The organism is Pseudoalteromonas atlantica, assembly GCA_007988745.1.
Taxonomy (GTDB): domain Bacteria; phylum Pseudomonadota; class Gammaproteobacteria; order Enterobacterales; family Alteromonadaceae; genus Pseudoalteromonas; species Pseudoalteromonas atlantica.
The window spans coordinates 24,833-50,784 of the sequence record BJUT01000029.1; the positions used below are offsets into that span (position 1 = coordinate 24,833).

The window sequence follows — 25,952 nt, forward strand, 5'->3', positions numbered from 1 at the left end:
AAAAATATAGCTACACTAAAGCCTAATAGCGTTGCGGCACACTTTACTTATCGCAAACAATTTTCACTTTTTACTTAACACCAAGGCTCCTATGAACACTTATATACAAAACTCACTACGGTTATTAGTTGGCACACTTGCACTTGGCAGTATTACTGCTCAAGCTGAGTCGCAGTTTTCATTAGGGGGTGGTGTCATTTCTACCAGCTCACCTTATGCAGGTACCGACAGTGAAACGCTATTTTTACCTATCATTACTTACGAAGGCGAAAGGCTTAGTTTTAAAGGTTTGTCGCTTGATTATAAATTAGTGGAGCAGCAAGGTTTTAACTGGTCATTAGTTTTAGAGCCAGGTGATAACTTTGATACCTCAGATTCAGACCTTGCAGCCATAAAAGCCTTAGACGATAGAAAGCTATCACTCTACGCAGGCACGCAGGTTAGCTACACTGCAAGCTTTGGTAAAATAAGCGCCAGTGCTACTCATGATGTAATAGGCCACGGCGATGGCGCTAAATTTAAAACCAATTACAGTTACCCTATTAAGTTATCTAAACAACTAATGCTCGTTCCTTCTGTGGGTGTTGAGCTAAATAGCAGTGATGTATCTAACTATTATTATGGTGTAGCACAGGGCGAATCTACCACCTATGCGCCTTACGAACTTAGTTCTACGGTTAACTACAATGCGGGTTTATTTTTAATGTATTACATTAATAAAAACTGGAACGTAAATGCCATGGTTAACTATAAGCAGCTCGATTCTGATATTGAAGACTCACCCATTATTGATACCGATAACACCACGACTGTGATGATGTCGGTTAACTATCGTTTTTAATCCCCCCTTTGTTAGGTATTAATTAGGCATTAAAAAAGCCGAGCATACAGGGCTATGCTCGGCTTAGGTTTGGGAAAATATAACTGCTACTGCTTGTTGATAAGTATGCTTACATTTTCTCTATCTGGGCCTATTACATTAAACGTGTAGGTACCTTGTTCGGTAATATTCAGTGTTATGTTGGCACCTACCGCTTCAAGTGGTGTTAGTTCATCAATTACCACTACCGGCGTATCGCCTGCTCCACCGTAATCCACTGTGCTCCAATCTTCAGACGCTACTTTAAATTCGTAGTCGCCCACTTCTAATTCAATAGAAGCAGAGTAAATTGCATCACCCTCGTACATAAGTGGGTTATCAGTACTCCAGTCATTTAAGCTACCGCGAATAAACACCGGTGTTTGTGCAAACATTTCACCGTTGAGCACTTTTAGCGATACGTTATTTAAATCACTGGCGTCAAATATAAATTGGTATTTACCTTGCTCGGCAATGTCTATGGTCATATTTGCCCCCGCAACCGACAACTGCTCAGCGGTGCCAACCATTACACTGGCATCACCCTCAGCCGAGCCATAATCAACCGTGCTCCAATCTTCTGACGCTACTTTAAATTCATAGCTTGCAGCGCTCAGTGTTTTAGTAAAGGTGTAAATGCCTTTACCTTTATAACTTAGCTCATCGGTTACTCCCCAATCATTAAGCGTACCGCGCACATAAATAGCAGTGCCTACAAATGGCTCTTCGTTGTATAAAGTAAGCGTTGGATTTTCTGGGTTTGAAGCATCAAGCGAAAATACATAGGTTGCATCAATGGCAGCGCTGAAGGTCATGTTTGCACCTGAGCGCGTTAATGGCTCACTTTGATTTTCAACTACCTCTTTATCAGCGTCAGTAAGCGCACCAAAATCAACCGTAGACCAATCTTCTGAGGCAATTTTAAATTCGTAATCGCCAGCGCTTAGTGCAATTGCTATACGGTATTCTCCCTCGCCAATATATTCAAATGCATCGCGTGTGCCCCAGTCGTTTAAAGTTCCGCGCACAAACACAGCGGTGCTGCCATAAGGTACTACATCAGGCGCGCCTACGGTTGCATTTGCACTTAAACCAACACCTTGGCTCTCACCTTGGTTTTTAGTAAAAACAGCTAGTGTGTAAGGCGGTACAGTAAATGTGCCTTCGTTATCGCCTTGGGCAAAATTGGCGCTGGCCATGCTTGCATCAACACTGTTTTTTAATACGTCGTGTAATTCAAAACCCGCTGCGGTGGCAATAGTATGGCTAAGAGTTTGCTCGGTTGCGTTAATCACCACTACAAGCGCGTCAAATGCTGGGTCTAAGTCTGTTAGCCCTTCGCCATCATCAATGCTCATTACTATTAAGCCATGTTGCTGCGCTTTACCTACGTTATGAAAACCCACTCGCTCAATGACATCTTGCTCTGTGGTTAATCTAAATAGTGGGCTGCTGCTACGTATTTGTAAAAACTCGTTAAATACATCACCTGCATAGGCTATGTCTTGCGGCATTGCCTGTGCATCTGGATTAGCAGAAATAGGCATAATTTCAGACCATTTTTCTTGGTTCTTCTCTGCGTTTGGTAAACCAATGTTCCAGTTATTATTCTCTTTGGTTAAATCAACAGCATTAAACCAATCACCGGCATTATAGCTATCACGATCCATTGACTTAGAACGCAGTAAATCAGCGCCCAATTGCATAAAAGGAATGCCTTGGCTCATAAGTGGAATAGACAATGCCATGTTGTGCGCGCGCACACGTTGCTCAATACTCATGCTTGATGCATGTTTGTATTGCAACTGATCCCACAGTGTTTCGTTATCGTGTTTTGATACGTAATGAATGCTATCCGCTGGGTCTAGTGCATACGCCGTTGGCTGAGTATTCCAAGTAAAGCTATTGCCCTTAGATGAATTACCTTTAAAGTCTTTTAAAATGTAATTTTGTAAGTTGCCCGCCAGCGATAACCGTAACGTATCTTGTTCAGCTAGGTTGCCATCTGTCGGGTTATTGCTAAACATTGCACCACCACGCACGGCTTCACGAATACGGTCGTTAAATGTACCCACCTCTGAGCCTGCCATATCAGCCTGTTTAGCTTGTGTGAATAAACGATTGTTAGCTACTTCACCAAAATCCCAGCCTTCACCGTAAAAATAGTTATCTGGGTCAACTGCTTGCACGGCTTCACGCGCAGCTAATATTGATGATTTTGGCATATGCCCCATTACATCAAATCTAAAACTGTCGTAGCCAAATTCACGCGCTAAAATAACCAATGAATCAGTAACAAACTTATCCATCATTACATGCTCTGTAGCTGTATTTTCACAACACGTTGAGCGCTCTATTTCACCACTTACTTCGTTATAACGGTGGTAATAACCCGGTACTAGCTTATCAAATACCGACTTGTCCCAAATACCCGATGATGTTGTGTGGTTATAAACCACATCCAGTACAACACGAAGTCCTACTTCTTGCAGTGATTGCACCATAGCACGGGTTTCTTTAACGCGGGCAATGCCCTCTGGGCTTGAGGCATACGAGCCTTCAGGCGCTATAAAGTAATGCGGATCGTAACCCCAGTTAAAGCCGTCTAAATCACGCATCGCACTGGCTAATGCTTGTGCATCGTCTGAGCCTGGTAGGTAACTTTGCATAATATCGACAATCGTGCTGTTTTTATCTTCGATTTTACATGCATCAGCTTCATCGTTAATACGTTCACATAATTTACCTAAGGTGTCTGTAATTTCCACACGCTGTGAGGCATCCTCTTCAATGGTGCCAATATCAGTCACTGGCAGTAAATGAAAATGTGTTAAGCCTTTATCTGCTAATTGCTTAAGGTGCTGCATTGGCACGCTTTCAAGTTCAGTGAATGCAAGGTATTTACCGCGGTTTGCTTCGCTTACTGACTGATCACGCACACTAAAATCACGTACGTGGCCTTCATAAATAACCGCATCTTCTGGGTTAGTAATAGTAGGCACGATACGTTCATCCCAGCCTTCTGGCTTAGTGTCATCATCGGCTAAATTAATCAGCTGGCTGTATAAACCATTGGTAGATACATTGAGTGAGTAAGGGTCTGTACTCCAAAGCGACTCTATTTGCTGAGTCAGTGGGTGGTAAACATCAAAATTAAAGCGGTAGTAGTGGCGGTCGTATTGCATATCTAAACTTGCTTGCCAAATACCCGTCTGTGTATTTAATGTCATTGGTATAGAGTGCACTTGTGTTTTTGCATCATCGAACACGTTTAGCACCATGTTATTAGCGGTGGGTGCCCACACAGTTACATCAATCGCGTTATTGCCATAAGTTACGCCAAGTACAGCTTCGTTAGCGTCATCTTCGCCTTGTGTGTAAAGGGCATCGAGTGCTTTAGCGGTTTGCACATAGCTTGCTTCTAGCAGCTTACCTTCACTATCGTAACCGGCAATAACAAGCTGCGATTTTATAAGTGCTTTAGCCGTGTTTGTATCCCAACTTCCTTCGTAAGCGTTCCAAGTAGTTAAATGCGGTACTTTTGCCGCTTGCTCATCAGTTAAACTGCTTGATTGCAGCGTAACAGTATCGCCGTTTAAACCAGTATCTATATCCACTTCCAGCTGAGCCGTAGCTGATGAATGCAACTTAATTAGGCTTGTAAGCTCGTTACTTGGTTTATACAAAATAGTATTTAAATCAATCCAATGCGCTGAAGCACCTGTTATAGCAACTGCGCGTTCGCCCAAACTTAAAATAGGGTATTCAAACACCGAAGGCTCACCATGAATGGTAAAGTTCATACGTTGAAAGGTTTCATCGTCTTGCATCAGCGGCATGGTTAAATCCACATCACCAAACGCTTTACCCGTGCCTTCTGTACCAATATGAATAATAAAATTGGCACATTCGTTATAACCCTCTTTAAGGTTAATTATCCAGTACGCACCGTAGTTAGGGTCAATACCATCGTATTCATGGCCGTTAGCCCAATCGCTGGTATCAAATGGCGGTGCATAAGCATCGCATACTTCGTTATTCCACGAATGTAATCGGTAGCCTTCGTAGTTATCATCGGCTAGGCGATTGTAAAATAAAACCGCCTCTCCTTCCCCTGCAAATACCACAGGGTCTGGCAGGGTTGGGTCGGCACCAACCACACAGCTTTCGTTATTTTCATCAGGTATTGTCGGTGCAGGGCACGATATAGGTTCAGGATCGACACATTGTGTCCCCGCTTCATTAGGCACTTGTGGCACATTACAGGTAAGTAATGGTTCACCAGATTCAACATCATCTGTTCCACCACACGCTGCTAATAGCATTAACGCTAACGTTATTAGCAAATATTTAGGCATAGTTATAATTTTCATTTTTAAACGCTCCGTTTGCTAATTAATGACTGTATGTAAAACCAAGGTAGAACTGACGACCAAAGTACTGAGTCGTCCCTGTTCGTTGCTCTGAGCCAAAGTAACTTTGGGTTGGTTCATCGGTTAAGTTATTAACTTGCAAAAGCATTGTTAGCGAGTCGCTAAAGCGATAAGAGGTTTGAAAGTCGACTACGGTTTCGGCATCAAAATTAACTACTTGCTCGTTAATGGCAACCTGCTCCGATACAAATTCATCGCGGTAACGCACATTAAGGCGGGTTTCAAAATCATCCATTGAGTAAAACACCGTGGCATTAAGCACGTTATTAGAGAGCCCAGGTAAAGATTGCGCTAATGTATCGCCCCCTAAACTGGTAATCGATTCAATTTCACTTTCGGTGTATGAGTAACTTGCGTTAGCGCCTAAGCCATTAAATGGCGAAGGTAAAAAGGTAAACACTTGCGTATACGCAAGCTCTAGCCCTCTAATGTAGCCACCTTCACCGTTATTAACTGCCGTGGTGTAAATACCGTTAGTTGTGGCAACTTGCTCGCTACTGACAGGGTCTTCTATAAAGTCAGGGACATTAAAGCCATTGCCTTTAAAGTCGAAGTTTTCGATTGATAAGATTTCAACAAACGAGTCTATATTTTTATAAAATAACGCCGCAGCGACAGTGCCGTTACCTTCTTCAAAATAATATTCGTAAGATAAGTCGTACTGGTCAGCATAGAAGGGTTTTAAAAATGGGTTGTTATTACTTGAACCGTTAATAACACCATCATCACTTACGTTTGCGCTGGCATCGCCCGCTAAGCGGTTAATTGGCGCACGCGACATTACTTTAGCCGCAGCAAAGCGTACAAGTGAATTGTCGTTAAGTTGCAGGTTTAAATTTAATGATGGTAAGTAGTCGGTGTATTTAGTGCCTAATACATTAGGTGCGTATAAATTATTTACAATGCCGTTCTCATCAACAATATTTTGTGCACCTAAGCGCGCATCGCCTGCTACGTTTTCTAGTACGGTTGCCGATTGGTCGGTTTCAACGCGGCGCACACCCACATTACCCGATAAGTCGAGCCCGGCAATTTGCGTGTTAATGTTTACCATAACGTACGCAGCTAACACATCTTCAAACACCGAGCCGCTTTGCAGCACTGACCACGAATAGTTAGTTGTGTAACCTTGCGCGTCGTCTACGCCATCGGCGTTGCCCCATGTTTGAACAGGCTCTGGCGTGCCATCTGGAAACCATGCGTTAAGTGCTTTGTCTAAATCAATGGCTAAATACGACGGGAAGTAACTAAACTCGCCCTGCCAGTCAACCACTGACGCCATATCGTCGGTTAAACGCAAAGGGGGTTGCGTTGCTGAAAACGCCCCGTCGTTACCGTACTCAAATACCGAGCGTTTACGGCTGTACTCTCTATCTGAGTAGCGCGCCCCAAACTCTACTGAGCTAAATATGTCGCTTTCTAGCTCGTATTTAAAGTCGAGCCTAAATGCAGTTACTTCATCTTCTGTTTGATCTGGGTAAATACCATATTTGCTGACCATTACACGGTCTATATCACTAAAGGCGGCCGCCTGATTAAACCCAACGTCAGGTAAATTTAAGCCATTTAATTGATAGTTAATTGCTACGTTGTTATCAAATACTGGCGTTTCTGCATTGGCATCTTCTGCTACTAAGCTCCACAGTAAGCCATTTCTAAAATTACTTTTTGCGCGAGAAAGCGACACATCGGCATTTACGTTTAGTCTATCGGTTACCTGCCAATCGGCATTAACGCCAAAGCTGTCTACTTCGTCAAAGTCTTGGTTATCGTCGTTCACTATTTCAACACGGGTATAGCTTTGCGAAGTACGGTTAACCGCGGCGCCTATTACGGCATTACCATCGAGCTTAGCGTTAGCATATGCAGCTGTTGGCCCGCCTAATTTAACCCTCAGGCCGCGAGCAAACGACTCTTTATCAAAGCGCGATAAAAACGCATCACCTTTTAATGTAAAGTTATCTACCGGCGCCCACTCTATAGCTGCTAAGTAACCATTACGGGTTTCTTCGCCGCCTAAATGCTGTAGCTCAAAACCTTCGCTAATGTATTCGTTTTCTGGGTTAGCTAAAGGGCCATTGGTATCGTTAGCTGCGCCATCAACGTCTTTTGTGTCGTTGTACGCAAGGCCAATAAACTGCGTTGCTACACTTGGCTGAAACAAACGCGCATAGCCCAGCGCTACGCCTAATGTGTCGTCTAGGTATTTGCCTTGATACGAAAAACTAATTCGGTCGCCAAATTCAGTGGCATCCGATACCTCTGAGGCGCGGTCGTTATACATACCGCGCACATTAGCTACAAATTTATGCGTTTGATCATTATTAAGTGGACTGGCGGTTTCAAGCTCTACCGTACCGGCCACGCCACCTTCAATAAGCGATGCCTTTGGCGATTTGTATACCGCCGCAGAGCTAATTAATTCTGACGGATATTGGTCAAACTCAATACTGCGGCTGCCACTTGTAGATACTTGCTCGCGGCCATTAAGTGTTGAAAATACAAACCCGCCCGACAGCCCGCGTATATTAATTTGCGCCGCTTGCCCACCCGTTCGCACCGCTGAAATACCAGGTAATCGTGTAAGTGCATCGGCCATTGAAATATCAGGCAGTGCCCCTAAATCATCGGCAGAAATTTGTTCTGACACCGTATCGCTAAAACGCTTTTGATTTAAAGATTGAATTAAACTGCGACTAAAGCCTCGCACTTCAATAATTTCTAAATCTTCAGCTTGTGTGTAGGGTGATTGATTTGTTGAGTCTTCGTTTGCAGCCAATGCACTATTAGCGGCAAATAAAGCCAGCATAAGTGCACTTAGTTTAAACTTGTCCATGTGTGTGAACCTTTGAGTTATTGTTGTCAGGTGTTGCTGTGTTGTTTAAAACACAACCAACAAATTGTAACTAAAAGGTAAAATTAATGTGATGAATACGTATGCAGTGCATGAGGGTTAGGCTGCAGGGGGCATATAGGCACGCGCCCCTGTATTGGGAACGCGATTTAAAGGCTTAGCACCACTTTTATCGCAAGGGCGATAAATATGACTCCCAGTATTTTATCAAGCCACGGACTTTGCTTGGTAAAGCCAAAGCGATTTTTTGAAACCTCTGTCAGCAACGCCACCAGCAAATACCAGCCGGTATCAATTACAAACACGGTTAAACACATAATTATGCCCACGCTTAAAGTAAGTAGCTGAGGGTCAATAAACTGCGAGAACAAGGCTAAAAAGAAAATAGCGAGCTTGGGGTTCAAAAAGGCAATAGCAAAGCCATCTTGTAAAGCTTGACCAGCACTTACTTCACTTTTTTGTACTTCAAGTTCGTTATTGCTGGGTTTTGCTAGCAATATTTTTATACCTAAATACGCCAAATAGGCTGCGCCTAAATACACCAGTATTTGATAAACAGTCGGAAACTGCATCATTAAAGCGCCTAGCCCTAATAACGATGCACCTGCGTATAACCCCACACCAGTACCATGGCTGAGCGCGGCAAGCATTCCGTTTTTCATACTGCCGTTAAGTGAGTGCTTTAAAACCACCGCTAAACTTGGCCCTGGCGACATTGCCCCCATCATACAAATAGCCGCTAGGCTTAACCATACTGTAAATGTCATTTAAAGCTCGTCAATTTCAATAAGTAATGTATAACCGTGCACTTGGCCATAAAAACCTGTCAATGGCACTGCGTTTATTACTTTCCAGCCATCTTGATTTAATTCCTGTATGCGGTCATTCAATGCAGCTATATCTACGCCACCCAAAAAACGGGTCTTTCTAAATTCGATTACTTTTTGCATTTTAATCCTTGTGTATCTTATACCAATTCGCTTATTTAAGTGATCTTTTTTGAGGACGGAAAAACGTGTTGATAGCTAGGCAAAAAATTCGCTATTTAGTTGTTCTAAATTAGAATTTTTTAACGCAGGTAGCGACACGTTTAGGCCCGCAAAATGATTAAGTAATATTGCGGATTGGTATTATAAGGTGTATTCAAAATCATAGTAGTGAATCCCTTGCTCAATACGTATTTTCATACTGCCCGTTAACCCTTCTAGCTCATGAGTGCCTGAATCGGGAATTACATTTAAAATTAGGCTGTCTTGGCCTTTATCCATAGTACCAAAATGCTGTAATACAAAGCTGCCTTGTTTACCTTCAAGCTCGCCTATTACTTGCTCTATGGCAACATAACCGGCACTGCCTTGTGTAGGAGTCATGGCGCTTAGCATTTCGCCTTGGCTAGTGGCATTTAAGCTACCTTTAAATGTTTTATCTATCGACATACGCCCTAAATTAACGCCGTTTTGGCCGCTTGCGTAGCCTTCTATTGGGGCCAAATTTACATTAAATTCTCCACTTACGGTTGCAGTAGTCATAACGTTTCCTTATTGATGCTAATGTTTAAAAGTATTGATTTTTATTATCTTAGTGCCATATCTATACCTTAACCTTTAAAAAGAATCCACTATGTCAAAAACAAGCCCTAAGCCCGAAAAAGCCGCTTTTAGTAGTTTATTACCTATTTTTGCGTTTATTAAACCGTATAAATGGATGGTAGTGGCCGCACTTGGCGCCCTTTTAGTCACCGCTGGTGTTAACTTATCATTAGGCCAAGGGGTTAAGTTTGTCATAGATCATGGCTTTATTGCTGGCTCCCAAGCGCAGCTACAACAAGCTGTATTAGTGCTTATTGGTTTAATTAGTTTATTGGCCGTGGGCACCTTTAGCCGCTTTTATTTAATGTCGTGGATTGGCGAACGAGTCAGTAACGATATTCGCAAAGCGGTGTTTAATCGCATTGTTACCTTGCACCCAAGTTACTTTGAAGAAAACCGCAGTGGCGAGCTTATGTCGCGCTTAACAACCGACACCACCTTGCTGCAATCGATTATTGGCTCTTCCTTTTCTATGGCGCTGCGCAGTGCATTAATGTTAGTGGGTGGCTTGGTAATGCTATTAGTGACTAACTTAAAGCTTACGCTCGTAGTGGTTGCGTGTGTGCCGCTAGTATTAGTGCCGATGATGGTATTTGGCAAAAAGGTTCGCAAACTTGCAAGTTCTAGCCAAGATGCAATAGCCGATATAAGCACCTATGCCGGCGAGATCATTCAAAATATTAAAGTAGTACAAAGCTATAGCCACGAACAGCGTGAACAACACGCCTTTGCACTTGAAACAGAAAAAGCCTTTAACGTTGCCAAAAGCCGTATTAAACAGCGCTCTTTTTTAATTGCTGCGGTAATATTTTTAACCTTTAGTGCGATTAGCGTAATGCTCTGGGTAGGCGGTAGTGATGTACTGGCAGGCACCATGACAGGTGGCGAGCTAGGTGCATTTGTGTTTTACGCCATTATGGTGGCCATGTCGGTGGCTACCGTAGCCGAGGTTTACGGCGAGCTACAACGAGCTGCTGGGGCGGCAGCGCGCCTACTTGAATTACTGGCCGTTAAAAGTGAAATAGAAAACCCTGTCACTCCACAAGACGAAAAGCTATTAATAAAGACTGACAGCCCCGCCATTGCACTTGAAAATATTAGCTTTAACTACCCATCTCGCCCCGATGTAAGCGCACTTAACAAAATAAGTTTAACAATAGAGCAAGGTAAAACAGTGGCTATTGTAGGCCCCTCTGGCGCAGGTAAAACGACGTTATTTGAATTACTACAGCGCTTTTACGACCCTGCTCACGGCGCGATTAAATTTCATGATGTAAATATTAAAGACATATCGCTTACCACCCTGAGGAACAAAATGGGCATGGTGGCACAAAACCCTATTTTATTTAGCTCAGATGTAATGCATAACATTCGTTACGGCAACCCAAACGCCACTGACGAGCAAGTATATGCCGCGGCAAAACATGCCCACGCCGATGAATTTATTCAGCAATTACCACAAGGTTATAACAGCTTTTTAGGTGAGCAAGGCGTAAGGCTATCGGGTGGTCAAAAGCAGCGTATTGTATTGGCACGCGCTATTTTAAAAGACCCTGAAATACTGCTTTTAGATGAAGCTACCAGTGCACTCGATGCGCAAAGTGAGCACCACGTACAAGCCGCGCTTGAGCATTTAATGCAAAATAGAACAACGTTGATTATTGCCCATAGACTGGCAACGGTTAAACATGCCGATGTGATTGTAGTAATGGAAAATGGGGAAATAAAAGCAACAGGGAGCCACCAGCAATTGCTAGCAAGCTCCCCTTTGTATCAGCGTCTTTGTGAATTGCAATTCAACAAAAACTAACCTTCTGTGTTTGGCACTATTTGAATTTCTACACGGCGGTTTTGAGCTCGGCCGTTAGCGCTATCGTTAGTGGCTATTGGGCGGGTTTCGCCGTAGCCTGTAGTGCTAATACGTGCAGCCATAATTTGCTGGTTCACTAAGTAATTTTTAACGCTTTGCGCGCGCTCACGCGACAGGTTCATATTGTAGCTGTCTTTACCTGTGCTATCTGTGTGACCTTCCACGCTTAGGTAGGTTTTTTCGTATTTGTTCATCACTTTAGCAATGGCGTTTAGAGTATCGTTAAAACCTGATGAAATATAAGATTGGTCTGTCGCAAAGGTAATATTAGATGGCATAACTAAACGTAAGTTATCGCCCTCACGTACAACTTCAACCCCTGAGCCTGCTAGCTCATCACGAAACGCTTCTTCTTGCTTATCCATGTAATCACCTACAGCAGCACCCGCTAGTGCGCCAATAGCTGCACCAATAAAGATACGCTTGTCTTTATGATTACCCGTTGCTTTACCTAATACGCCACCTGCGGCTGCACCAATTGCGGCGCCCTTGCCTGTATTGTTCATTTCGCAACCACTTAGTAATACAGCTACTACGGTTACGCTTAAAAGTGATTTAGTTAAAGTCATGTGATGTCCTATTCATTTAGAATTATAAAGCGAGTATGCAAATACATGTATGAACAAACTATGAAGAGCATGTTAAAAGCAGTTCGCTTTATACCAATCCACTTAATTAAGTGGATTGGTATTATTCGTAGATTACGAATTAATGTATGCAATTAATAAAAGTGTCATACTCCTTTGTGACAATTTAATGAACTTTTAAAAAGGATATGAGCTCAATGTTAGTCGCTATTTTTAGACAGTTTTTTTTACTTGGCTGCATGAGTTTTGGTGGCCCTGCTGCCCATTTAGGCTATTTTAAACGCCACTTTGTAGACACATTAAACTGGTTAAGCGATACCCGCTACGCGCAGCTCATTAGTTTAAGCCAAGCGCTGCCCGGGCCTGGTTCAAGCCAAGTGGGCTTTGCAATTGGTGTTGAGCGGGCGGGGGTTATTGGTGGCATTACCGCATTTATCGCTTTTACCTTACCGTCTTTTTTAATCATGTTGTTATTAGCGGTAAGCGCGCATCAGTTTGATGCTATTTACTTTACTATTATTGCGGGCTTAAAACTGTTTGCAGTTGTTATTGTGGCCGATGCAACACTCACTATGGCAAAAAGCTTTTGTACCAGCGCTGCGCTCAAGCTTATCGCAGTAATGAGTACCTTGGCTTTATTGCTATTTCCTTTACTTGGCACGCAAATAGCTATTTTAGTGAGTGCCGCTGCTATAGGCGCAATTTGGCCTCTGTTACAACTCAACACCCAGATTGATCCTAAAGCAGATACTAAAAGCGCGTTTAAGTGGCTCCCTTTAGGCTTATTTGTATTACTACTCGCGATTAGCTTTATACCTTTAGGTGATGACCTTGCTTTGTTTGCTCCTTTTTACCAAGCGGGCGCTATGGTATTTGGGGGCGGACACGTGGTATTGCCTGTATTGCAAGCTGGCGTACCAGCGCTAAGTAACGATCAATTTTTAAGTGCGTATGCCAGTGCTCAAGCTATCCCTGGCCCCATGTTTACAATAGCTACTTACTTAGGCGCGCAACTCTCTTCAGAGCAACCCTTAATAGGGGCCATAGCTGCAACCCTACTTATTTTTACACCGGGTTTTTTATTAATGCTGGCGTTTCAAAAAAGCTGGTTAAACCTGGCAAGTAAACCTCGCTTTGCAAGCTCTATTGCTGCGCTTAACGCTGCCGTAGTTGGCTTTTTAGCGGCGGCTTTGTACTCACCTATTTGGACATCAGCCGTTCACAACCTATGGCAGGTTGCACTGGTTATTGCCGCTTTTGCATGGCTAAGAATGAAAAAGCCACCTATTTGGTGGCTATTAGCTTTATTTATTAGTGTGGGCCTTGTTCAGCACTATTTGCCATTACTTTAAAGGTTGGCTTATCAGTTTGCTGTGCATTTGGCGGGCTTAATTGCCCGCTAACACTTTGATACGCTCTAAGACCAAATACTGGCAACACTGCCAATAAGTGATCCATAATTTCGGCTTGTAAATGCTCGTAAGATATCCAGCGTTTGTCTTCACTAAAGCAATAAAACTCAATCGGTAATCCGTGGTTCATTGGTTGTAGCTCACGCACCATAAGCGTCAGTGAGGTATTTATTCTGTTATGCTGCTTTAAATAGCCCTCGGCGTAGCGGCGAAACAAGCCTAAGTTAGAGACCGGATCAGGCAACGAGGCAACACGTATATATTCATGCAGTGGTATAGCTGCATCTATTTGTTTTCTAAATTCGTCACTTACTAAGCATATGCTGTGCATATCAATATTAAGCGAGCGCTTAATACGTCGGCCGCCAGACTCTTGCATTCCTCGCCAGTTTTTGAACGACCCTGCTACCAGCATATAAGTAGGAATAGTCGTAATGGTGTTATCCCAGTTACGCACTTTTACGGTGTTTAGCCCTAAGTCTATTACTTCACCGTCGGCGCCGTAGTTTTCTACTTGAATCCAATCCCCGTAAGTAACTAATCGGTTTGCCGCAATTTGAATACTGGCTACAAAGCCTAAAATAGTGTCTTTAAAAACCAATAAAGTAACAGCGGCTATCGCACCAAAACCCGACAAAATATAGGTAGGCGATTTTTCAAGCACAATGCTGACTATTAAAATTGCACACACAATAAAGGTGATCAGCTTAACAACTTGTAATAAGCCCTGAATTGGCACTTCGCGGGCAAAATCTAGCTGGTTATAAATAGCGCCGGCAATGCTTACAATGCTGCTAAAAATAAAGCCTACATGAATAATTAATATACCTTGGCCAATGGTTTTTAGTATTTCGGCACTGAGCTCATTAACAGGGTAAACGCTGTCGAAGGTTGCTAAAAAAAGCACGCTACATAACATACCGGCTATGCGCTTATTAAGTTTTGTGAGCAACGGAGAAAGTAACCCTATGCGCTCTGGAGATAACTTAGTCACCACTTTTTGAATGCCTGGCAGCATTAATCGGCGTGTAAATAAATACACCACTAACAACGAAAATACACCAATAGAGGCTGCAGTAATTGCACTTAAAAAATCTGCGTCGGGTACTTTTTCAAACCAAGGAGCGATTAGCTCCTGCAGGTGGGTATTGGTCATAGTGTTTCTATTTCCTTACAAATGGGTGGCTCAGGTAAATCGTGTTGGGCATAAATGCTGGCAAGTTGCGCGTCTTTAGCAACCCATAGCTCATTAACGTACTTTTGAAAGTGGCTTCTAAATGCTTTGTCGTGTTGGTAACTACCTAACATTTGCTGGTTTATAGCAACTACGTCAATAGAAACATAAATTGAATCAAGCTCGCCCTTTAAAATATTACGACAAACATGGCTTGTGCTGCCGCTGTACACCACACTGGTATTTAGCATGGCGTCAAATTGCTCGCCAAGTACCTCAAGTGCAAAGGCAATCCCGCCCGCTTTGGGCTTGAGTAAATGTTTAAACGGGCTTTGCTGGCTTGCATGCTTTGCGTGCGTGTAGCGGGTGCCTTCAACAAAATTAATTATGGTGGTGGGATTATTCCTAAAATTACGACAGCTTTGCTTGGTACGCTCAACATCTAGTCCTTTAAGCTTGGGGTTTTTAGCAAGCTGCGCTTTAGTTACGCGCTTCATAAAAGGCATGCCCATAGCCCATGCGCCAGAGCCAATAAATGGCACATACTTTAATTCGTCTTTTAAAAAAAACTTTGGCGCAGGTAAAACATTAATTGAGCTAAGTACCACAATATCTAACCAGCTCATGTGGTTACAAATTAGTAAGTACCAACTTTTTGAATTTACATCGCCGTTTATGTTTACTTTTATGTTGGCGCAGCCCAGCCACAAGCCAAACCGATTGCCATTACACCAGCCTCGGTACACGCTATGCAGTATGGTGTTAATTATAGAAAAAGGCAGGACAAGCTTTATTAAGCCTAGCATTAATACTAAGGTGCCAAAAATGATTACATTTGAAAAAATCACGCAGCCTACAATTAAGCCATTGAGCCAATTTGGTAACCACTTTTTTAGCATAATTGTAAGCCCATTTTTTATTACCTTATTATTTATGGTTTTGTTCGAGCTGCAAAAGCGTGTGCTCTTTTTCTTCCCATAAACGGTTTAATTCACTTTGAAAGCCGACTCTAAACTCAGAGTCGCCAGTGTAATCACCAACCAACTCCTCGCTTACTGGGCGAATGTCTACATGAACATTAATTTGCTTCACTTTGCCGCCGGCAAAGTCCATAAACGTAGGGATGCCATCGGGGTAATGAATGGTCACATTAACCACTTTAGAGATTTGCTCACCCATGGCTTGCATTACGAATGCGATCCCGCCTGCTTTTGGCTTTAATAAATGCGGAAAAGGGCTATTTTGGCGAGCATGTTTTTGTGTTGTAAAACGTGTACCTTCTACAAAATTAACAATGCTTACTGGCATTTCTTTAAATTTTTCACAGGCTTTGCGGGTTGTTTCTATGTCTTTACCACGTAGCTTTGGGTTCTTTTTTAGCTGCGCTTTGCTGGTGCGGGTCATAAACGGAAAGTCGAGCGCCCACCAGCACAGACCTAAAATTGGCACGTAAATTAACTCTTTTTTCAAAAAGAAATTTAAAAAAGGTATTTTACGATTAAATACACGTTGCAGTACTAATATATCTACCCAGCTTTGGTGATTAGCAATCACTAAGTACCAGTCTTTTAATTTGGTTTCTTCAAGGCCGGTAACGTTAATTTTGGTTGGCGTGAATAAGCGTTGGTTAATGCTATTAACCGACACCCAAATAGTGGCGCACTGTTTAGCAACCCAGCTTAAAAGCTTTTGCATAGGCTTGATAGGGATTAATTTTAATAGCCCACAAACAAAAATAGGCACAAACCAAATAAGTGTGTTTATTGTATAAAGCATAATACTTAATACACTGCGGATTACTGACATTTATTTACTTTCCTTTAAACAATGCGCGCCAAACAGCGACGCTTTTAATTCTGAGAGTATACGGTTAATCTTCGAAGTAAGTATAACCTTCAAGCCCGGCATTAAGCTCGGCTAAATACCCTGCTTTACACTGCTCAGACACTGCTAGCTTGTTGACCAATAATTCAAAGTTTTGTGCCAAAATGGCGCTATCATAGTCAACAAACTTTAATACATCCTTAACGCTATCACCTTTAATGGCATTGGTTAATACATAACCGTCGTCGTTAAGCTCTACATGCACTGAGTCGGTGTCGCCAAATAAGTTATGTAAATCACCTAAAATTTCTTGGTAAGCCCCCACCATAAACATGGCTATATGGTATTGCTCGCCATGCTGGTACTCAGGTATAGGTAAACTGGTTTCTATGCCCGCGCCTTCTACGTACTCACGAATTTGCCCATCTGAGTCACAGGTAATATCTTGAATAATAGCGCGCTGGGTAAGCGGTTTATCTAAATTTTCGATTGGCATAACCGGAAACAACTGCTCAATGCCTCATACATCAGGTAACGACTGAAACAGTGAAAAGTTAACAAATAGCTTATCGGCTAGCTTTTCGTGTAAATCGTCAAGTACCTCACGGTGCGCACGCGCGTTATTGCTAAGTGATGCGCGTACTCGGTGCAAAATAGTAAAATATAATTGCTCTATTTTCGCCCACTCTAGCATGCTTACTAACCCATGCACGTATTGGTCGTGCGCTTCGCTAAATAAGTGCATCGCATCATGGTAAATCTCTAGCGCCATACGCGGGTTTAAACGCTGTAAACACTGCCACATTTCATCAAGCACTAGCGCACTGTTTTTAAGTGGCGGTTCTGGATTTGGATGATTTGGCGCTTTTTCTACGTCTATTACATCGGTAATTAACACCGCGTGGTGCGCTGTTAAAGCACGCCCTGATTCGGTGATAATGGCTGGGTGCGTAAGTTGATGTTGGTCACACACCTCAGCAAAAGCATTAACCACATTACGTGCGTATTCTTCAACGGTATAGTTCATCGAGCAAGCACTGCGTGAGCCTGAGCCTTCGTAGTCAACCCCTAAGCCACCGCCTACATCAACGGTATTAAGCGGCACTCCTAGCTGGGTAAGTTCAGCAAAGTGGCGCGCGCATTCTCGCAGGGCGCGGTGTATGTCGCGTATGTTGGCAATTTGAGAGCCAATATGAAAATGCACCATTTGCATTAAATGTAATTTATTATGCTTTTTAAGCACCTCAACAGCACTAAGCACTTGGCCTGCGGTTAAGCCAAATTTGCCTTTTTCGCCGCCGGTATTTTGCCACTTACCTTTGCCTACTGAGTTTAAGCGAATACGTATACCAATGGCAGGCTCTATGCCTAGGTTATCTATTTCTTCAAGTAAGGTCGTCAGCTCTGAGAGTTTTTCGACGACTATTTTAACGCTGTGCCCCATGGCTTGACCAATACAGGCTAAACGTAAAAATTCACTGTCTTTATAGCCATTGCACACAATAGTAATGGGTTTATCGGCTACCCCTAAAATTGCCATAAGCTCAGGCTTTGAACCGGCCTCTAGGCCAACTAAACCACTTGGGTGCGCCAATAGTTTACTGACCACCGAGCGCTGCTGATTTACTTTTATAGGGTATACACACGTGTACTTGCCTTGGTACTCGCGGCTGCTGCGCGCTAAGGTAAATGCATGGGTGAGTGTATCTACTCTATTTTTTAAAATATCGGTAAAGCGCACCAATACCGGCAATGTTAAACCTTGCTGCTTAAATTGCTCTGTGAGCTGCGTTAAAGAAATCGCATTTTTAGATTGGTCACCATCTGGGTAGGCAACCAGCTCGCCTTGTGCGTTAATATCAAAATAGCCATCGCTCCAATGAGCAACATTATATGTAGCGCGTGCTGTTTCTAAACCCCAAGTCATGGCAACTCTTCTTTAATCAATTAGCTATAAAGGCGCATTTTAATACGTCACTACCCCCTACGCTAACAAAAATTGAACTTTAACTCGATACTGGCTAACTTTATTGGCAAAGCAGTTAAAATTTCATTGAGCAAAACGCGAAGCACTGGCAGAATTGCCCCTTTTTCATACTCAACTTAAAAAGTGTAAAAGCAACTATGGCAAATTTAGATCAAAGTAAGTGGTTTACAGAAATTAGCGACCGCGATGGCAGCGCATTTTCATTACGTATTAACAAAAAGTTGGATGAAAAACAGTCTCCTTTTCAAAAGGTAGAAATGTTCGAAACCACAGACTTTGGTAATTTAATGATCATCGATGGCTGTACTATGGTAACTACCCGCGAAAACTTTTTTTACCATGAGATGATTAGCCACCCTGCACTTTTAGCGCACCCAAATCCTAAAAACGTGGTAATTATTGGCGGCGGCGATTGCGGTACATTACGTGAAGTTTTAAAACACCCAAGTGTAGAAACCGTAACGCAAATAGATATAGACGAAGTAGTCACGCAAATGTCGTTAAAATACTTCCCAGAGCTTTGTGAGTCTAACAACGATGCACGCGCAACTGTTATGTTTGATGATGGTATAAAATACATGCGTGACGCTGCGGGCGAGTCTATTGATGTTGTTATTGTTGATGGTACAGACCCAGTAGGCCCAGGCGAGGGATTATTTAACCACGCGTTTTACACTAGCTGCTTAAATGCATTACGCCCTGGTGGTATTTTAGTGCAGCAAAGCGAATCGCCATTAATGCATATGCCGCTGCTAGTAGAAATGCGCGAGGCCATGCTAAGTGTGGGCTTTAACGACTTACAAACACTGCCATTTCCACAGCCAATTTACCCAAGCGGTTTATGGTCAGTAACGCTTGCTCGTAAATCACAAGCATTTAATGGCTTTAGAGAAGCCGATGCCGAGCAAGTTGCACAACAAAGCGAATACTACAACAGCGGTATTCATCACGGCGCACTTGCTACACCAAACTTTATGAAACGCGCATTTGATAAAAAATAATTCACACTTTTTTTGAAACTAAAAGGGAGCTTTAAAAGCTCCCTTTTTTTGTACTTTAAAAGCGCCATTGAGCGTTAGCCATAAGTTGCTGCTGCGATATTCGCTGAGCAAAGCCACTACCCGGCCTATTTTGTACAAAGCTATGCAGCGCCGAGCCTTCAACACCTATTTGTACCGTATCGGTTAATTGGTAACGCCATGTAGCTGTTAAGCCTTCGCCGTGGCTGGCGTTAGGGTCAAACGCGGTGGTGTCATCGTCATCTACTTTAAAATAATCATACCTAAGCGATAACCTATGCTTACCCGCTTTATGGCTGAGCATTAAATAATGGCTATAAAAACGGTTATAAATAAGCTTATTAGCCCCCATTTCGGTTTTACCATCGAGTAGCTGGGCAATCAAACGGGTTTTACCTGTAAATTTATATAACCACGCTAAACTGCTAAAGCGAGTATGCCAAGCATACTGCCCTGTTGTGCGATTAAAAATGCTGGGATCGGCGTTATTATCGTAATAATAAAACCTAAACTGCGAGCGTTTTAAATAATCCCAATGCACACCGGCAAAGTAGCCAAAGCGGCCATCTACTTCTTCAAAAGGCAGTACTTGGTTAGCTTGCCAACGTAATTCGTCACTATTTAATGCCGCAATAGGTGCAAATTGTACACTTTCGTTAAAAGTTGTTTGCCTGTCGTGCAGCGCAAACCCGCGCCACGAAAGCAACGTCCCTGTTGGGTCGTTCCCTTTATAAATAGCAGCGCTCACACTAAAACTATGCTTAGAATTAAAACGTTTACCTGGGCGCTTAATGCTAAGCTCACCACCTATGGTGCGAAGCTCTTCGCCAAGCCAACTGTTTATGGCCGAATTAGTATAATTGTAAGGCGAGGTCCAGCCTATATCGGGGTTTTCTAGCGACATACTAGGATAAAACCCACCGAGCTTTACATGCCATTTATAACGGCTATTTACTAACGGCTGATACTGTAAATACGCTTGGCTTAAACCTAATGTGGTGTTCGGCTCTTGATTAGCATTAACAACGGCATGTGCGCTCCAGGCGCTACTTAAATCGGCCTTAAAGTCTATAATTCCTTGCGATAACAAAATGCTATCACTGCTATCTCCATGGCGATATAAACCAATACCGCCATCTTGAAAGCTTTGTGTATCGTCGCTTGCAACCGCACGTACCTGAATAAGCCCTTTGACCTGCGAAAAAGCCGGTAGGCTCATAAAAAGTAAGCCAAGTAATACTGTATTTTTGCGCTTAATAGTCATCAAATTCATCCGTAGCAAAGTCTATTTGCTCGGCTATGGCCTGCTTTACGGTGTAGTGTATAGGTGAACCGCTTACATTAACGCTGTGGGTTTCTACGTTGCTTATATCGCTAAAGCCAGAATGCCATACACTCATGCTGTATTGCCCATTAGGGGCAGTTAAATTAACCTTACCGTTGTCGTCGGTAATTGCAAAAACGGTGCTATCAACCACCACAATATAGCCCAGCATCCAGTCATGAATATTACAGCCAAGCTCAACCACCCCTGTTTGATCAAACGTTATGGGCGCTTTAGGCTGCTCTTTGTAAAGTTTCAACTCAAAGGTTTTAGCTTTAGAAAACGAATAGACGTGGTGCATGATAGAGTCGGCATTAGGAAACTCTACCTTTGCATTTTGCGGAACAACTAACGTACGCGGCGTAAACTCACGGTTTTGTTGGCTCATTGCGTAGGTTTTACTTTCTTGATTGCCGGCCTGAATTGATGCCCCGCTTAGCCACACTACCGCATTTGCTAAAGGCTGATTATTGGCATTTTTTATAGTTATTGTTGTTGCTGCTGCGCAAGTACTCATACATAGCAGTAACACACTTAGTAAGGGTTTTATCATGGGCTAATCGCTATTATCAATTTGTTTACATTATAGACCGATTAAACCGTTAAATTCTTTCTATTTTTTAAAACATTGAATACGTATGTAGACAGTCGTATTAACAACTCACTGCCATTATCCTTAAAGGTCACCACCGACTCATCAAAGGACACACAATGAGAACATCCGCACTTTTACTACTGGCGTTTGCTGGCAATAGCTTTGCACAAACCGCTGTAGTTGAATCACCAAACTCACAAATAAAAGTGACTATTTCAGATGAAAATAGCACACCCAGCTACGCTATTAGCTTTAAAAACAAACCAGCCATAAACGCATCGCGCCTGGGTTTTGAATTTACAACCCAAGCTGCATTTAGCGATGGCTTTAAAATTACCCATGTTAAGCAGCAAAGCGTAAATACCCAGTGGCAACAACCTTGGGGCGAGCGACAAACGGTTACTGATAAACACAACGAAGTTGCGGTTACGTTTACAAAAAGCGAGCCTAACGCTGCAACCTACACAGTGCGCTTTAGAGCTTTTGATAGTGGCGTTGGGTTTAGATACGAAGTACCAAAACAAGCAGGCTTTGAGCAAACACACATTACCAAAGAGCTCACCGAATTTGCCATTAACAATAACAACAATGCCACCGCATGGTGGATACCCGCCCGCGGCTGGAACCGATACGAATACGTTTACAACACCACCGCATTAAATGACGTCCCCCTAGCACACACACCGTTTACCTTAAAAACCAATGACGGTACCCATATAAGCATTCATGAAGCAGCCTTAGTGGATTACGCAGGCATGGTACTTAATCAGCGTCGCCCAGGCACTTTTAATGCCGATTTAACACCGTGGTCAGATGGCATTGCCGTTAAAAAACAAGGTGCGTTTAATACCCCTTGGCGCACCATTCAAATTGCCGACAGCGCGGTAGGCTTAGTCAATTCAGACATAATATTAAATTTAAACGAGCCTAATAAACTAGGCGATGTGTCGTGGGTAAAACCTGGTAAATACGTGGGTATTTGGTGGGGCATGCATATAAACACGCAAACCTGGGGCAGCGGCGAAAAACACGGTGCCACTACACAAACCACTAAGTACTACATGGATTTTGCCGCAGAATATGGCTTTGATGGCGTACTAGTAGAAGGCTGGAACATAGGCTGGGATGGTGACTGGTTTTTTAATGGCGATGTATTTAGTTTTACACAACCCTACGACGACTTTGATATAGCGGCTCTTACTCAATACGGCAAACAAAAAGGCGTGCAGTTAATTGGCCACCACGAAACATCAGGTAATGTAAGTAACTACCGTGACCAAATGGAGGATGCCTTTGCCCTTTACGAAAAATCAAACGTAAGCCAAGTTAAAACGGGCTATGTAGCGGATGGCGGTAACATAAAACGCATAGACGAAAACGGCATTGCCCGTCATGAGTGGCACGACGGCCAATTTATGGTTAACGAGTACCTTTACAACGTAAAGCTGGCTGCTAAACATAAAATTAGTATTAACACCCACGAGCCAATAAAAGACACCGGCCTGCGCCGTACCTACCCAAACTGGATTGCGCGCGAAGGGGCACGCGGCCAAGAGTTTAATGCATGGGGCACGCCACCTAACCCACCAGAGCACATTCCTATGCTGGCGTTTACCCGTATGCTGGCAGGGCCTATGGACTTTACCCCTGGCATTTTCGATATGGGCTTTAATGGCTTAGGCGATGATACAAACCGCCCGCAAACAACACTTGCCAAGCAACTTGCACTTTATGTTGTGCTGTATAGCCCGATTCAAATGGCCGCCGACTTACCTAAAAACTATTTAGCCAAGCCTGATGCATTTCAATTTATTCAAGACGTACCAACCGATTGGCAGCAAAGTATTGCGCTTGATGGCGAAGTGGGCGACTTTATTGTTTTTGCCCGTAAAGAGCGCAAACGCGATAAATACTCAGGAAACGATTGGTACTTAGGCGCCGTAACCGACGAAAAAGCCCGAACTATTGAGGTAAAACTCGACTTTTTAGAAAAGGGTAAAAAGTTTGAAGCACACATATACCAAGACGGTAAAAACGCTGAATGGAAAAACAATCCGTACGATTTAGATATAGAAAAGCGCGTAGTTAGCGCAAATGACAAGCTAACTTTAAAACTAGCAACAAGTGGTGGTACAGCAATCCGCTTTAAAGCACTCTAAGTTTTAGCACTATTAACGTTATGGAAATAGCCAACTCTGCACAACTTACTGTGCAGAGTTTTGTATTTTTATAGGTAAATAAATTTGTGCACTTAGGCCGCCTTCTGGGCGGTTTTCTAGCTTAACTTTACCATCGTGCATATCAATAATACGCTTAATAATGGCAAGGCCTAAACCACTCCCCTCACTACCACGCGCGGTATCACCTTGTTTAAAAGGCTCAAACACCGATTCTAGTTCGCTTTCTGGTATACCGGGGCCGTTATCGTTTACCGCTATCACAACGTATTTTTTGTTTGAATTAAAGTAGCTTAGTACTTCTATATCGCCATCGGAATAACGCAGCGCGTTTTCAATCATGTTAGTAATTACACGCTTAATAGCCACACTACTTAACGGAATAAGCCCCACGCTGGGGTTGCCTTTAAAGGTAATAGCGCGTTGCTGTTTAAGCTCACAATTAACCACTTCAGTTACTAGCGCGTTTATATCTTCGCAAGCAAGCTCATCTGTTTTGTGGTGGCGTAAATACTCAATAAATTGATCGATAATGCCGTTCATATCTTCAATATCGTAAATAATGCCTTCGCGAAGGTAGTCATCTTTATCGTTCATCATTTCGGTGGCAAGGCGGATACGAGTAAGCGGAGTGCGTAAATCGTGAGAAACACCGGCCATGAGTAAACGGCGGTCGTTTTCAAGAGCGGCTATACCGCGCGACATTTGGTTAAATGCACGGGTAACTTCTATAACTTCACTGGAGCCTTCTTCTTCAAGCTTGCTACTAAAATCGCCCTTACCCACTTTCACGGCTGCTTGCTGCAACGCCTTTAATGGGCGGTTTAAGTGCCGAGCAAATAGCCAGCCGCCTAACACACTTAAAAAACCAATACTTGATAAGTAAAACGTTAAAAATTCGAGGTTATTTTCTTGATACCCGCTAAGCGGTACTTTTACCCAGTAACCGGGTGCTTGCGGCGCTTCTACCCAATAAATCAGCGGGTCGGTTTGACTAATACGCACCCGAGCAGAACCATTTAATTGCTCAGACATACTACGCGACAGCATCGAGTATTCTCGGGTTTGACCAAGCCCTTGACGCATTGCCTCGCGCTGCGTCATCACTTCTATACCTGTAATTTCAAAAAACTTTTCAGATACTTCGTCGTTGATTTCTACGCCGTCTTCCCAGTCTATAAATACCGTTTTAATTTGCTTAGCGAGCATTAAATTTACTTGCTCTATGGTTGGTTTTACAACGTAAAAGCTCACCGTTACATACGACACTATTTGGTTAATTAGCAGTAAAGCGGCCACTAAAAATACAGTTTGGCCAAACGCACTACGCGGAAAAAATCCCATATAAACTACTTATCACCGTCAGGAACAAATACATAACCCAAACCCCATACAGTTTGAATATAGCGCGGGTTGGCGGCATCTACTTCTATCATGCGGCGCAGTCGCGATACTTGCACATCAATACTGCGCTCAAGCGCACTGTAATCTCGCCCACGGGCAAGGTTCATTAGTTTATCGCGGCTCAGTGGCTCGCGCGGGTGCGATACAAGCGCTTTAAGTACGGCAAATTCACCGCTGGTGAGTGAAATGGTTTTATCGCCCTCGCTCATTTCGCGCGTGGCTAAATTAAGCGTAAATTGACCAAAGGCTATTAAGTTTTCTTCTGCTGCGGGTGCGCCCGGTACTTCTTTGGCGCGGCGGCGTAAAATAGCTTTTATGCGAGCCAGTAATTCGCGCGGGTTAAACGGTTTTGGGATGTAGTCGTCTGCGCCTAGTTCAAGGCCTATAATACGGTCGACCTCATCGCCTTTTGCTGTCAGCATCACAATAGGAATTTCGTTTTCTTTTTGGCGTAGCCGACGGCAAATAGATAAACCATCTTCGCCTGGTAGCATTAAATCAAGCACCATTAAGTGAAAGTTCTCTCGCTCAATAAGTCTATCCATTTGCTCTGAGTTTGCGGCGGTTCTAACAATAAAGCCTTGCTCTACTAAATAACGCTCTAGTAAGCTGCGCAGGCGCATATCGTCATCTACAACTAATACTTTTGTGGTTTCGTGTCCCATTGCGTGTTTCTTATTTTTATTTCCAATTAATAGTTAATATAAATGAAAAACTTAATAATCAAAATCTAATTGCGCGCTTAGATTGTTACTGAACATTTCAAAGTTGTATTATTAGGGCGTGTTGACCTTTGCGGATTGAAATTTGTTCAATCTAGGGGCGATTAAATTGCGGCGCGAGC

At 43.0% G+C, this 25,952-nt stretch carries 18 protein-coding genes and 1 pseudogene; 5 read left to right on the plus strand and 14 right to left on the minus strand.

Going from position 1 to position 25,952, the window contains the following annotated elements; all coding sequences use genetic code 11:
• Window positions 1–91 precede the first annotated feature (91 nt).
• Entirely contained in the window at window positions 92–841 is a 750-nt protein-coding gene (locus tag PAT01_RS12600; RefSeq protein WP_138578627.1) for a MipA/OmpV family protein, read from the plus strand.
• Between the two features lie 86 nt (window positions 842–927).
• Here PAT01_RS12600 and PAT01_RS12605 read toward each other — a convergent pair whose 3' ends face one another.
• The 5 genes from PAT01_RS12605 to PAT01_RS12625 all read right to left on the minus strand — a co-directional run bounded on the left by PAT01_RS12605 (window position 928) and on the right by PAT01_RS12625 (window position 9,675).
• Entirely contained in the window at window positions 928–5,232 is a 4,305-nt protein-coding gene (locus tag PAT01_RS12605) for an alpha-1,6-glucosidase domain-containing protein (protein WP_138578629.1), read from the minus strand.
• 22 nt (window positions 5,233–5,254) lie between these two features.
• Window positions 5,255–8,128 carry a TonB-dependent receptor gene (locus PAT01_RS12610; RefSeq protein ID WP_138578631.1) on the minus strand — a complete coding sequence of 958 codons (2,874 nt, stop codon included), beginning with the start codon at window positions 8,126–8,128 and terminating at the stop codon, window positions 5,255–5,257.
• A 167-nt stretch (window positions 8,129–8,295) separates the two neighbouring features.
• A complete protein-coding gene (locus PAT01_RS12615; protein ID WP_138578633.1) occupies window positions 8,296–8,913 on the minus strand; it encodes a LysE family translocator in 618 nt (205 codons plus the stop codon).
• Entirely contained in the window at window positions 8,914–9,096 is a 183-nt protein-coding gene (locus PAT01_RS12620) for a hypothetical protein (protein WP_008168146.1), read from the minus strand.
• A 180-nt stretch (window positions 9,097–9,276) separates the two neighbouring features.
• Window positions 9,277–9,675, minus strand: a complete 399-nt coding sequence (locus PAT01_RS12625) for a DUF3224 domain-containing protein (protein ID WP_029773150.1) — start codon at window positions 9,673–9,675, stop codon at window positions 9,277–9,279.
• Between the two features lie 91 nt (window positions 9,676–9,766).
• Between PAT01_RS12625 and PAT01_RS12630 the strand changes: the two genes are divergently transcribed.
• Window positions 9,767–11,545 (plus strand): ABC transporter transmembrane domain-containing protein, encoded by a 1,779-nt coding sequence (locus PAT01_RS12630; protein WP_138578635.1) that lies wholly within the window; start codon window positions 9,767–9,769, stop codon window positions 11,543–11,545.
• On the opposite strand, the gene PAT01_RS12635 is transcribed toward PAT01_RS12630, so the two are convergent.
• The gene (locus PAT01_RS12635; protein WP_004587548.1) at window positions 11,542–12,174 is read right to left on the minus strand and encodes a YiaD family glycine zipper/OmpA-like lipoprotein; all 633 of its coding nucleotides are present in this window, start codon (window positions 12,172–12,174) and stop codon (window positions 11,542–11,544) included. The two genes, PAT01_RS12630 and PAT01_RS12635, sit on opposite strands and share 4 nt — an antisense overlap.
• 215 nt (window positions 12,175–12,389) lie before the next feature.
• On the opposite strand from PAT01_RS12635, the gene chrA reads away from it, so the two are divergent.
• Window positions 12,390–13,544 carry a chromate efflux transporter gene (chrA, locus tag PAT01_RS12640; protein ID WP_154945576.1) on the plus strand — a complete coding sequence of 385 codons (1,155 nt, stop codon included), beginning with the start codon at window positions 12,390–12,392 and terminating at the stop codon, window positions 13,542–13,544.
• Here the strand turns inward: chrA and PAT01_RS12645 are convergent.
• From PAT01_RS12645 to speA, 4 genes and pseudogenes are all read right to left on the minus strand, one after another.
• On the minus strand, window positions 13,504–14,760 hold the full coding sequence (locus tag PAT01_RS12645) for a mechanosensitive ion channel family protein (protein WP_029773670.1): 1,257 nt from the start codon (window positions 14,758–14,760) through the stop codon (window positions 13,504–13,506). The genes chrA and PAT01_RS12645 overlap by 41 nt on opposite strands.
• The gene (locus PAT01_RS12650) at window positions 14,757–15,677 is read right to left on the minus strand and encodes an acetyltransferase (RefSeq protein WP_154945570.1); all 921 of its coding nucleotides are present in this window, start codon (window positions 15,675–15,677) and stop codon (window positions 14,757–14,759) included. The genes PAT01_RS12645 and PAT01_RS12650 overlap by 4 nt, the downstream gene beginning before the upstream one ends.
• A gap of 28 nt (window positions 15,678–15,705) precedes the next feature.
• On the minus strand, window positions 15,706–16,584 hold the full coding sequence (locus PAT01_RS12655) for an acyltransferase (RefSeq protein ID WP_154945571.1): 879 nt from the start codon (window positions 16,582–16,584) through the stop codon (window positions 15,706–15,708).
• A 64-nt stretch (window positions 16,585–16,648) separates the two neighbouring features.
• Window positions 16,649–18,529 (minus strand): annotated as a pseudogene (speA, locus tag PAT01_RS12660) (biosynthetic arginine decarboxylase).
• A gap of 197 nt (window positions 18,530–18,726) precedes the next feature.
• Between speA and speE the strand changes: the two are divergent.
• On the plus strand, window positions 18,727–19,590 hold the full coding sequence (speE, locus tag PAT01_RS12665) for a polyamine aminopropyltransferase (RefSeq protein WP_024033887.1): 864 nt from the start codon (window positions 18,727–18,729) through the stop codon (window positions 19,588–19,590).
• A 55-nt stretch (window positions 19,591–19,645) separates the two neighbouring features.
• Here speE and PAT01_RS12670 read toward each other — a convergent pair whose 3' ends face one another.
• Window positions 19,646–20,872: a hypothetical protein gene (locus PAT01_RS12670; protein ID WP_154945572.1), complete on the minus strand. Its 1,227-nt coding sequence runs from the start codon at window positions 20,870–20,872 to the stop codon at window positions 19,646–19,648.
• A complete protein-coding gene (locus PAT01_RS12675) occupies window positions 20,862–21,485 on the minus strand; it encodes a methylamine utilization protein (protein ID WP_154945573.1) in 624 nt (207 codons plus the stop codon). Before PAT01_RS12675 ends, PAT01_RS12670 begins: the two co-directional genes overlap by 11 nt.
• Before the next feature lie 158 nt (window positions 21,486–21,643).
• On the opposite strand from PAT01_RS12675, the gene PAT01_RS12680 reads away from it, so the two are divergent.
• On the plus strand, window positions 21,644–23,686 hold the full coding sequence (locus tag PAT01_RS12680; RefSeq protein ID WP_154945574.1) for a glycoside hydrolase family 97 protein: 2,043 nt from the start codon (window positions 21,644–21,646) through the stop codon (window positions 23,684–23,686).
• A 45-nt stretch (window positions 23,687–23,731) separates the two neighbouring features.
• Here the strand turns inward: PAT01_RS12680 and envZ are convergent, their stop codons facing one another.
• Together envZ and ompR are read right to left on the minus strand one after the other, a co-directional pair.
• Window positions 23,732–25,048: a two-component system sensor histidine kinase EnvZ gene (gene envZ, locus PAT01_RS12685; protein WP_154945575.1), complete on the minus strand. Its 1,317-nt coding sequence runs from the start codon at window positions 25,046–25,048 to the stop codon at window positions 23,732–23,734.
• A gap of 5 nt (window positions 25,049–25,053) precedes the next feature.
• Entirely contained in the window at window positions 25,054–25,773 is a 720-nt protein-coding gene (gene ompR, locus PAT01_RS12690) for an osmolarity response regulator transcription factor OmpR (RefSeq protein WP_004587537.1), read from the minus strand.
• Window positions 25,774–25,952: the final 179 nt, after the last annotated feature.

What these genes read in the sequence shown, in the direction of transcription:
- PAT01_RS12645 (WP_029773670.1), bottom strand. Translation starts at nt 14,760, where the DNA reads ATGACCAATACCCACCTGCAGGAGCTAATCGCTCCTTGGTTTGAAAAA.
- PAT01_RS12655 (WP_154945571.1), bottom strand. Translation starts at nt 16,584, where the DNA reads ATGTCAGTAATCCGCAGTGTATTAAGTATTATGCTTTATACAATAAAC.
- PAT01_RS12670 (WP_154945572.1), bottom strand. Translation starts at nt 20,872, where the DNA reads ATGACTATTAAGCGCAAAAATACAGTATTACTTGGCTTACTTTTTATG.
- PAT01_RS12635 (WP_004587548.1), bottom strand. Translation starts at nt 12,174, where the DNA reads ATGACTTTAACTAAATCACTTTTAAGCGTAACCGTAGTAGCTGTATTA.
- ompR (WP_004587537.1), bottom strand. Translation starts at nt 25,773, where the DNA reads ATGGGACACGAAACCACAAAAGTATTAGTTGTAGATGACGATATGCGC.
- PAT01_RS12605 (WP_138578629.1), bottom strand. Translation starts at nt 5,232, where the DNA reads ATGAAAATTATAACTATGCCTAAATATTTGCTAATAACGTTAGCGTTA.
- envZ (WP_154945575.1), bottom strand. Translation starts at nt 25,048, where the DNA reads ATGGGATTTTTTCCGCGTAGTGCGTTTGGCCAAACTGTATTTTTAGTG.
- speE (WP_024033887.1), top strand. Translation starts at nt 18,727, where the DNA reads ATGGCAAATTTAGATCAAAGTAAGTGGTTTACAGAAATTAGCGACCGC.
- PAT01_RS12680 (WP_154945574.1), top strand. Translation starts at nt 21,644, where the DNA reads ATGAGAACATCCGCACTTTTACTACTGGCGTTTGCTGGCAATAGCTTT.
- PAT01_RS12600 (WP_138578627.1), top strand. Translation starts at nt 92, where the DNA reads ATGAACACTTATATACAAAACTCACTACGGTTATTAGTTGGCACACTT.
- PAT01_RS12615 (WP_138578633.1), bottom strand. Translation starts at nt 8,913, where the DNA reads ATGACATTTACAGTATGGTTAAGCCTAGCGGCTATTTGTATGATGGGG.
- chrA (WP_154945576.1), top strand. Translation starts at nt 12,390, where the DNA reads ATGTTAGTCGCTATTTTTAGACAGTTTTTTTTACTTGGCTGCATGAGT.
- PAT01_RS12630 (WP_138578635.1), top strand. Translation starts at nt 9,767, where the DNA reads ATGTCAAAAACAAGCCCTAAGCCCGAAAAAGCCGCTTTTAGTAGTTTA.
- PAT01_RS12620 (WP_008168146.1), bottom strand. Translation starts at nt 9,096, where the DNA reads ATGCAAAAAGTAATCGAATTTAGAAAGACCCGTTTTTTGGGTGGCGTA.
- PAT01_RS12610 (WP_138578631.1), bottom strand. Translation starts at nt 8,128, where the DNA reads ATGGACAAGTTTAAACTAAGTGCACTTATGCTGGCTTTATTTGCCGCT.
- PAT01_RS12650 (WP_154945570.1), bottom strand. Translation starts at nt 15,677, where the DNA reads ATGCTAAAAAAGTGGTTACCAAATTGGCTCAATGGCTTAATTGTAGGC.
- PAT01_RS12625 (WP_029773150.1), bottom strand. Translation starts at nt 9,675, where the DNA reads ATGACTACTGCAACCGTAAGTGGAGAATTTAATGTAAATTTGGCCCCA.
- PAT01_RS12675 (WP_154945573.1), bottom strand. Translation starts at nt 21,485, where the DNA reads ATGATAAAACCCTTACTAAGTGTGTTACTGCTATGTATGAGTACTTGC.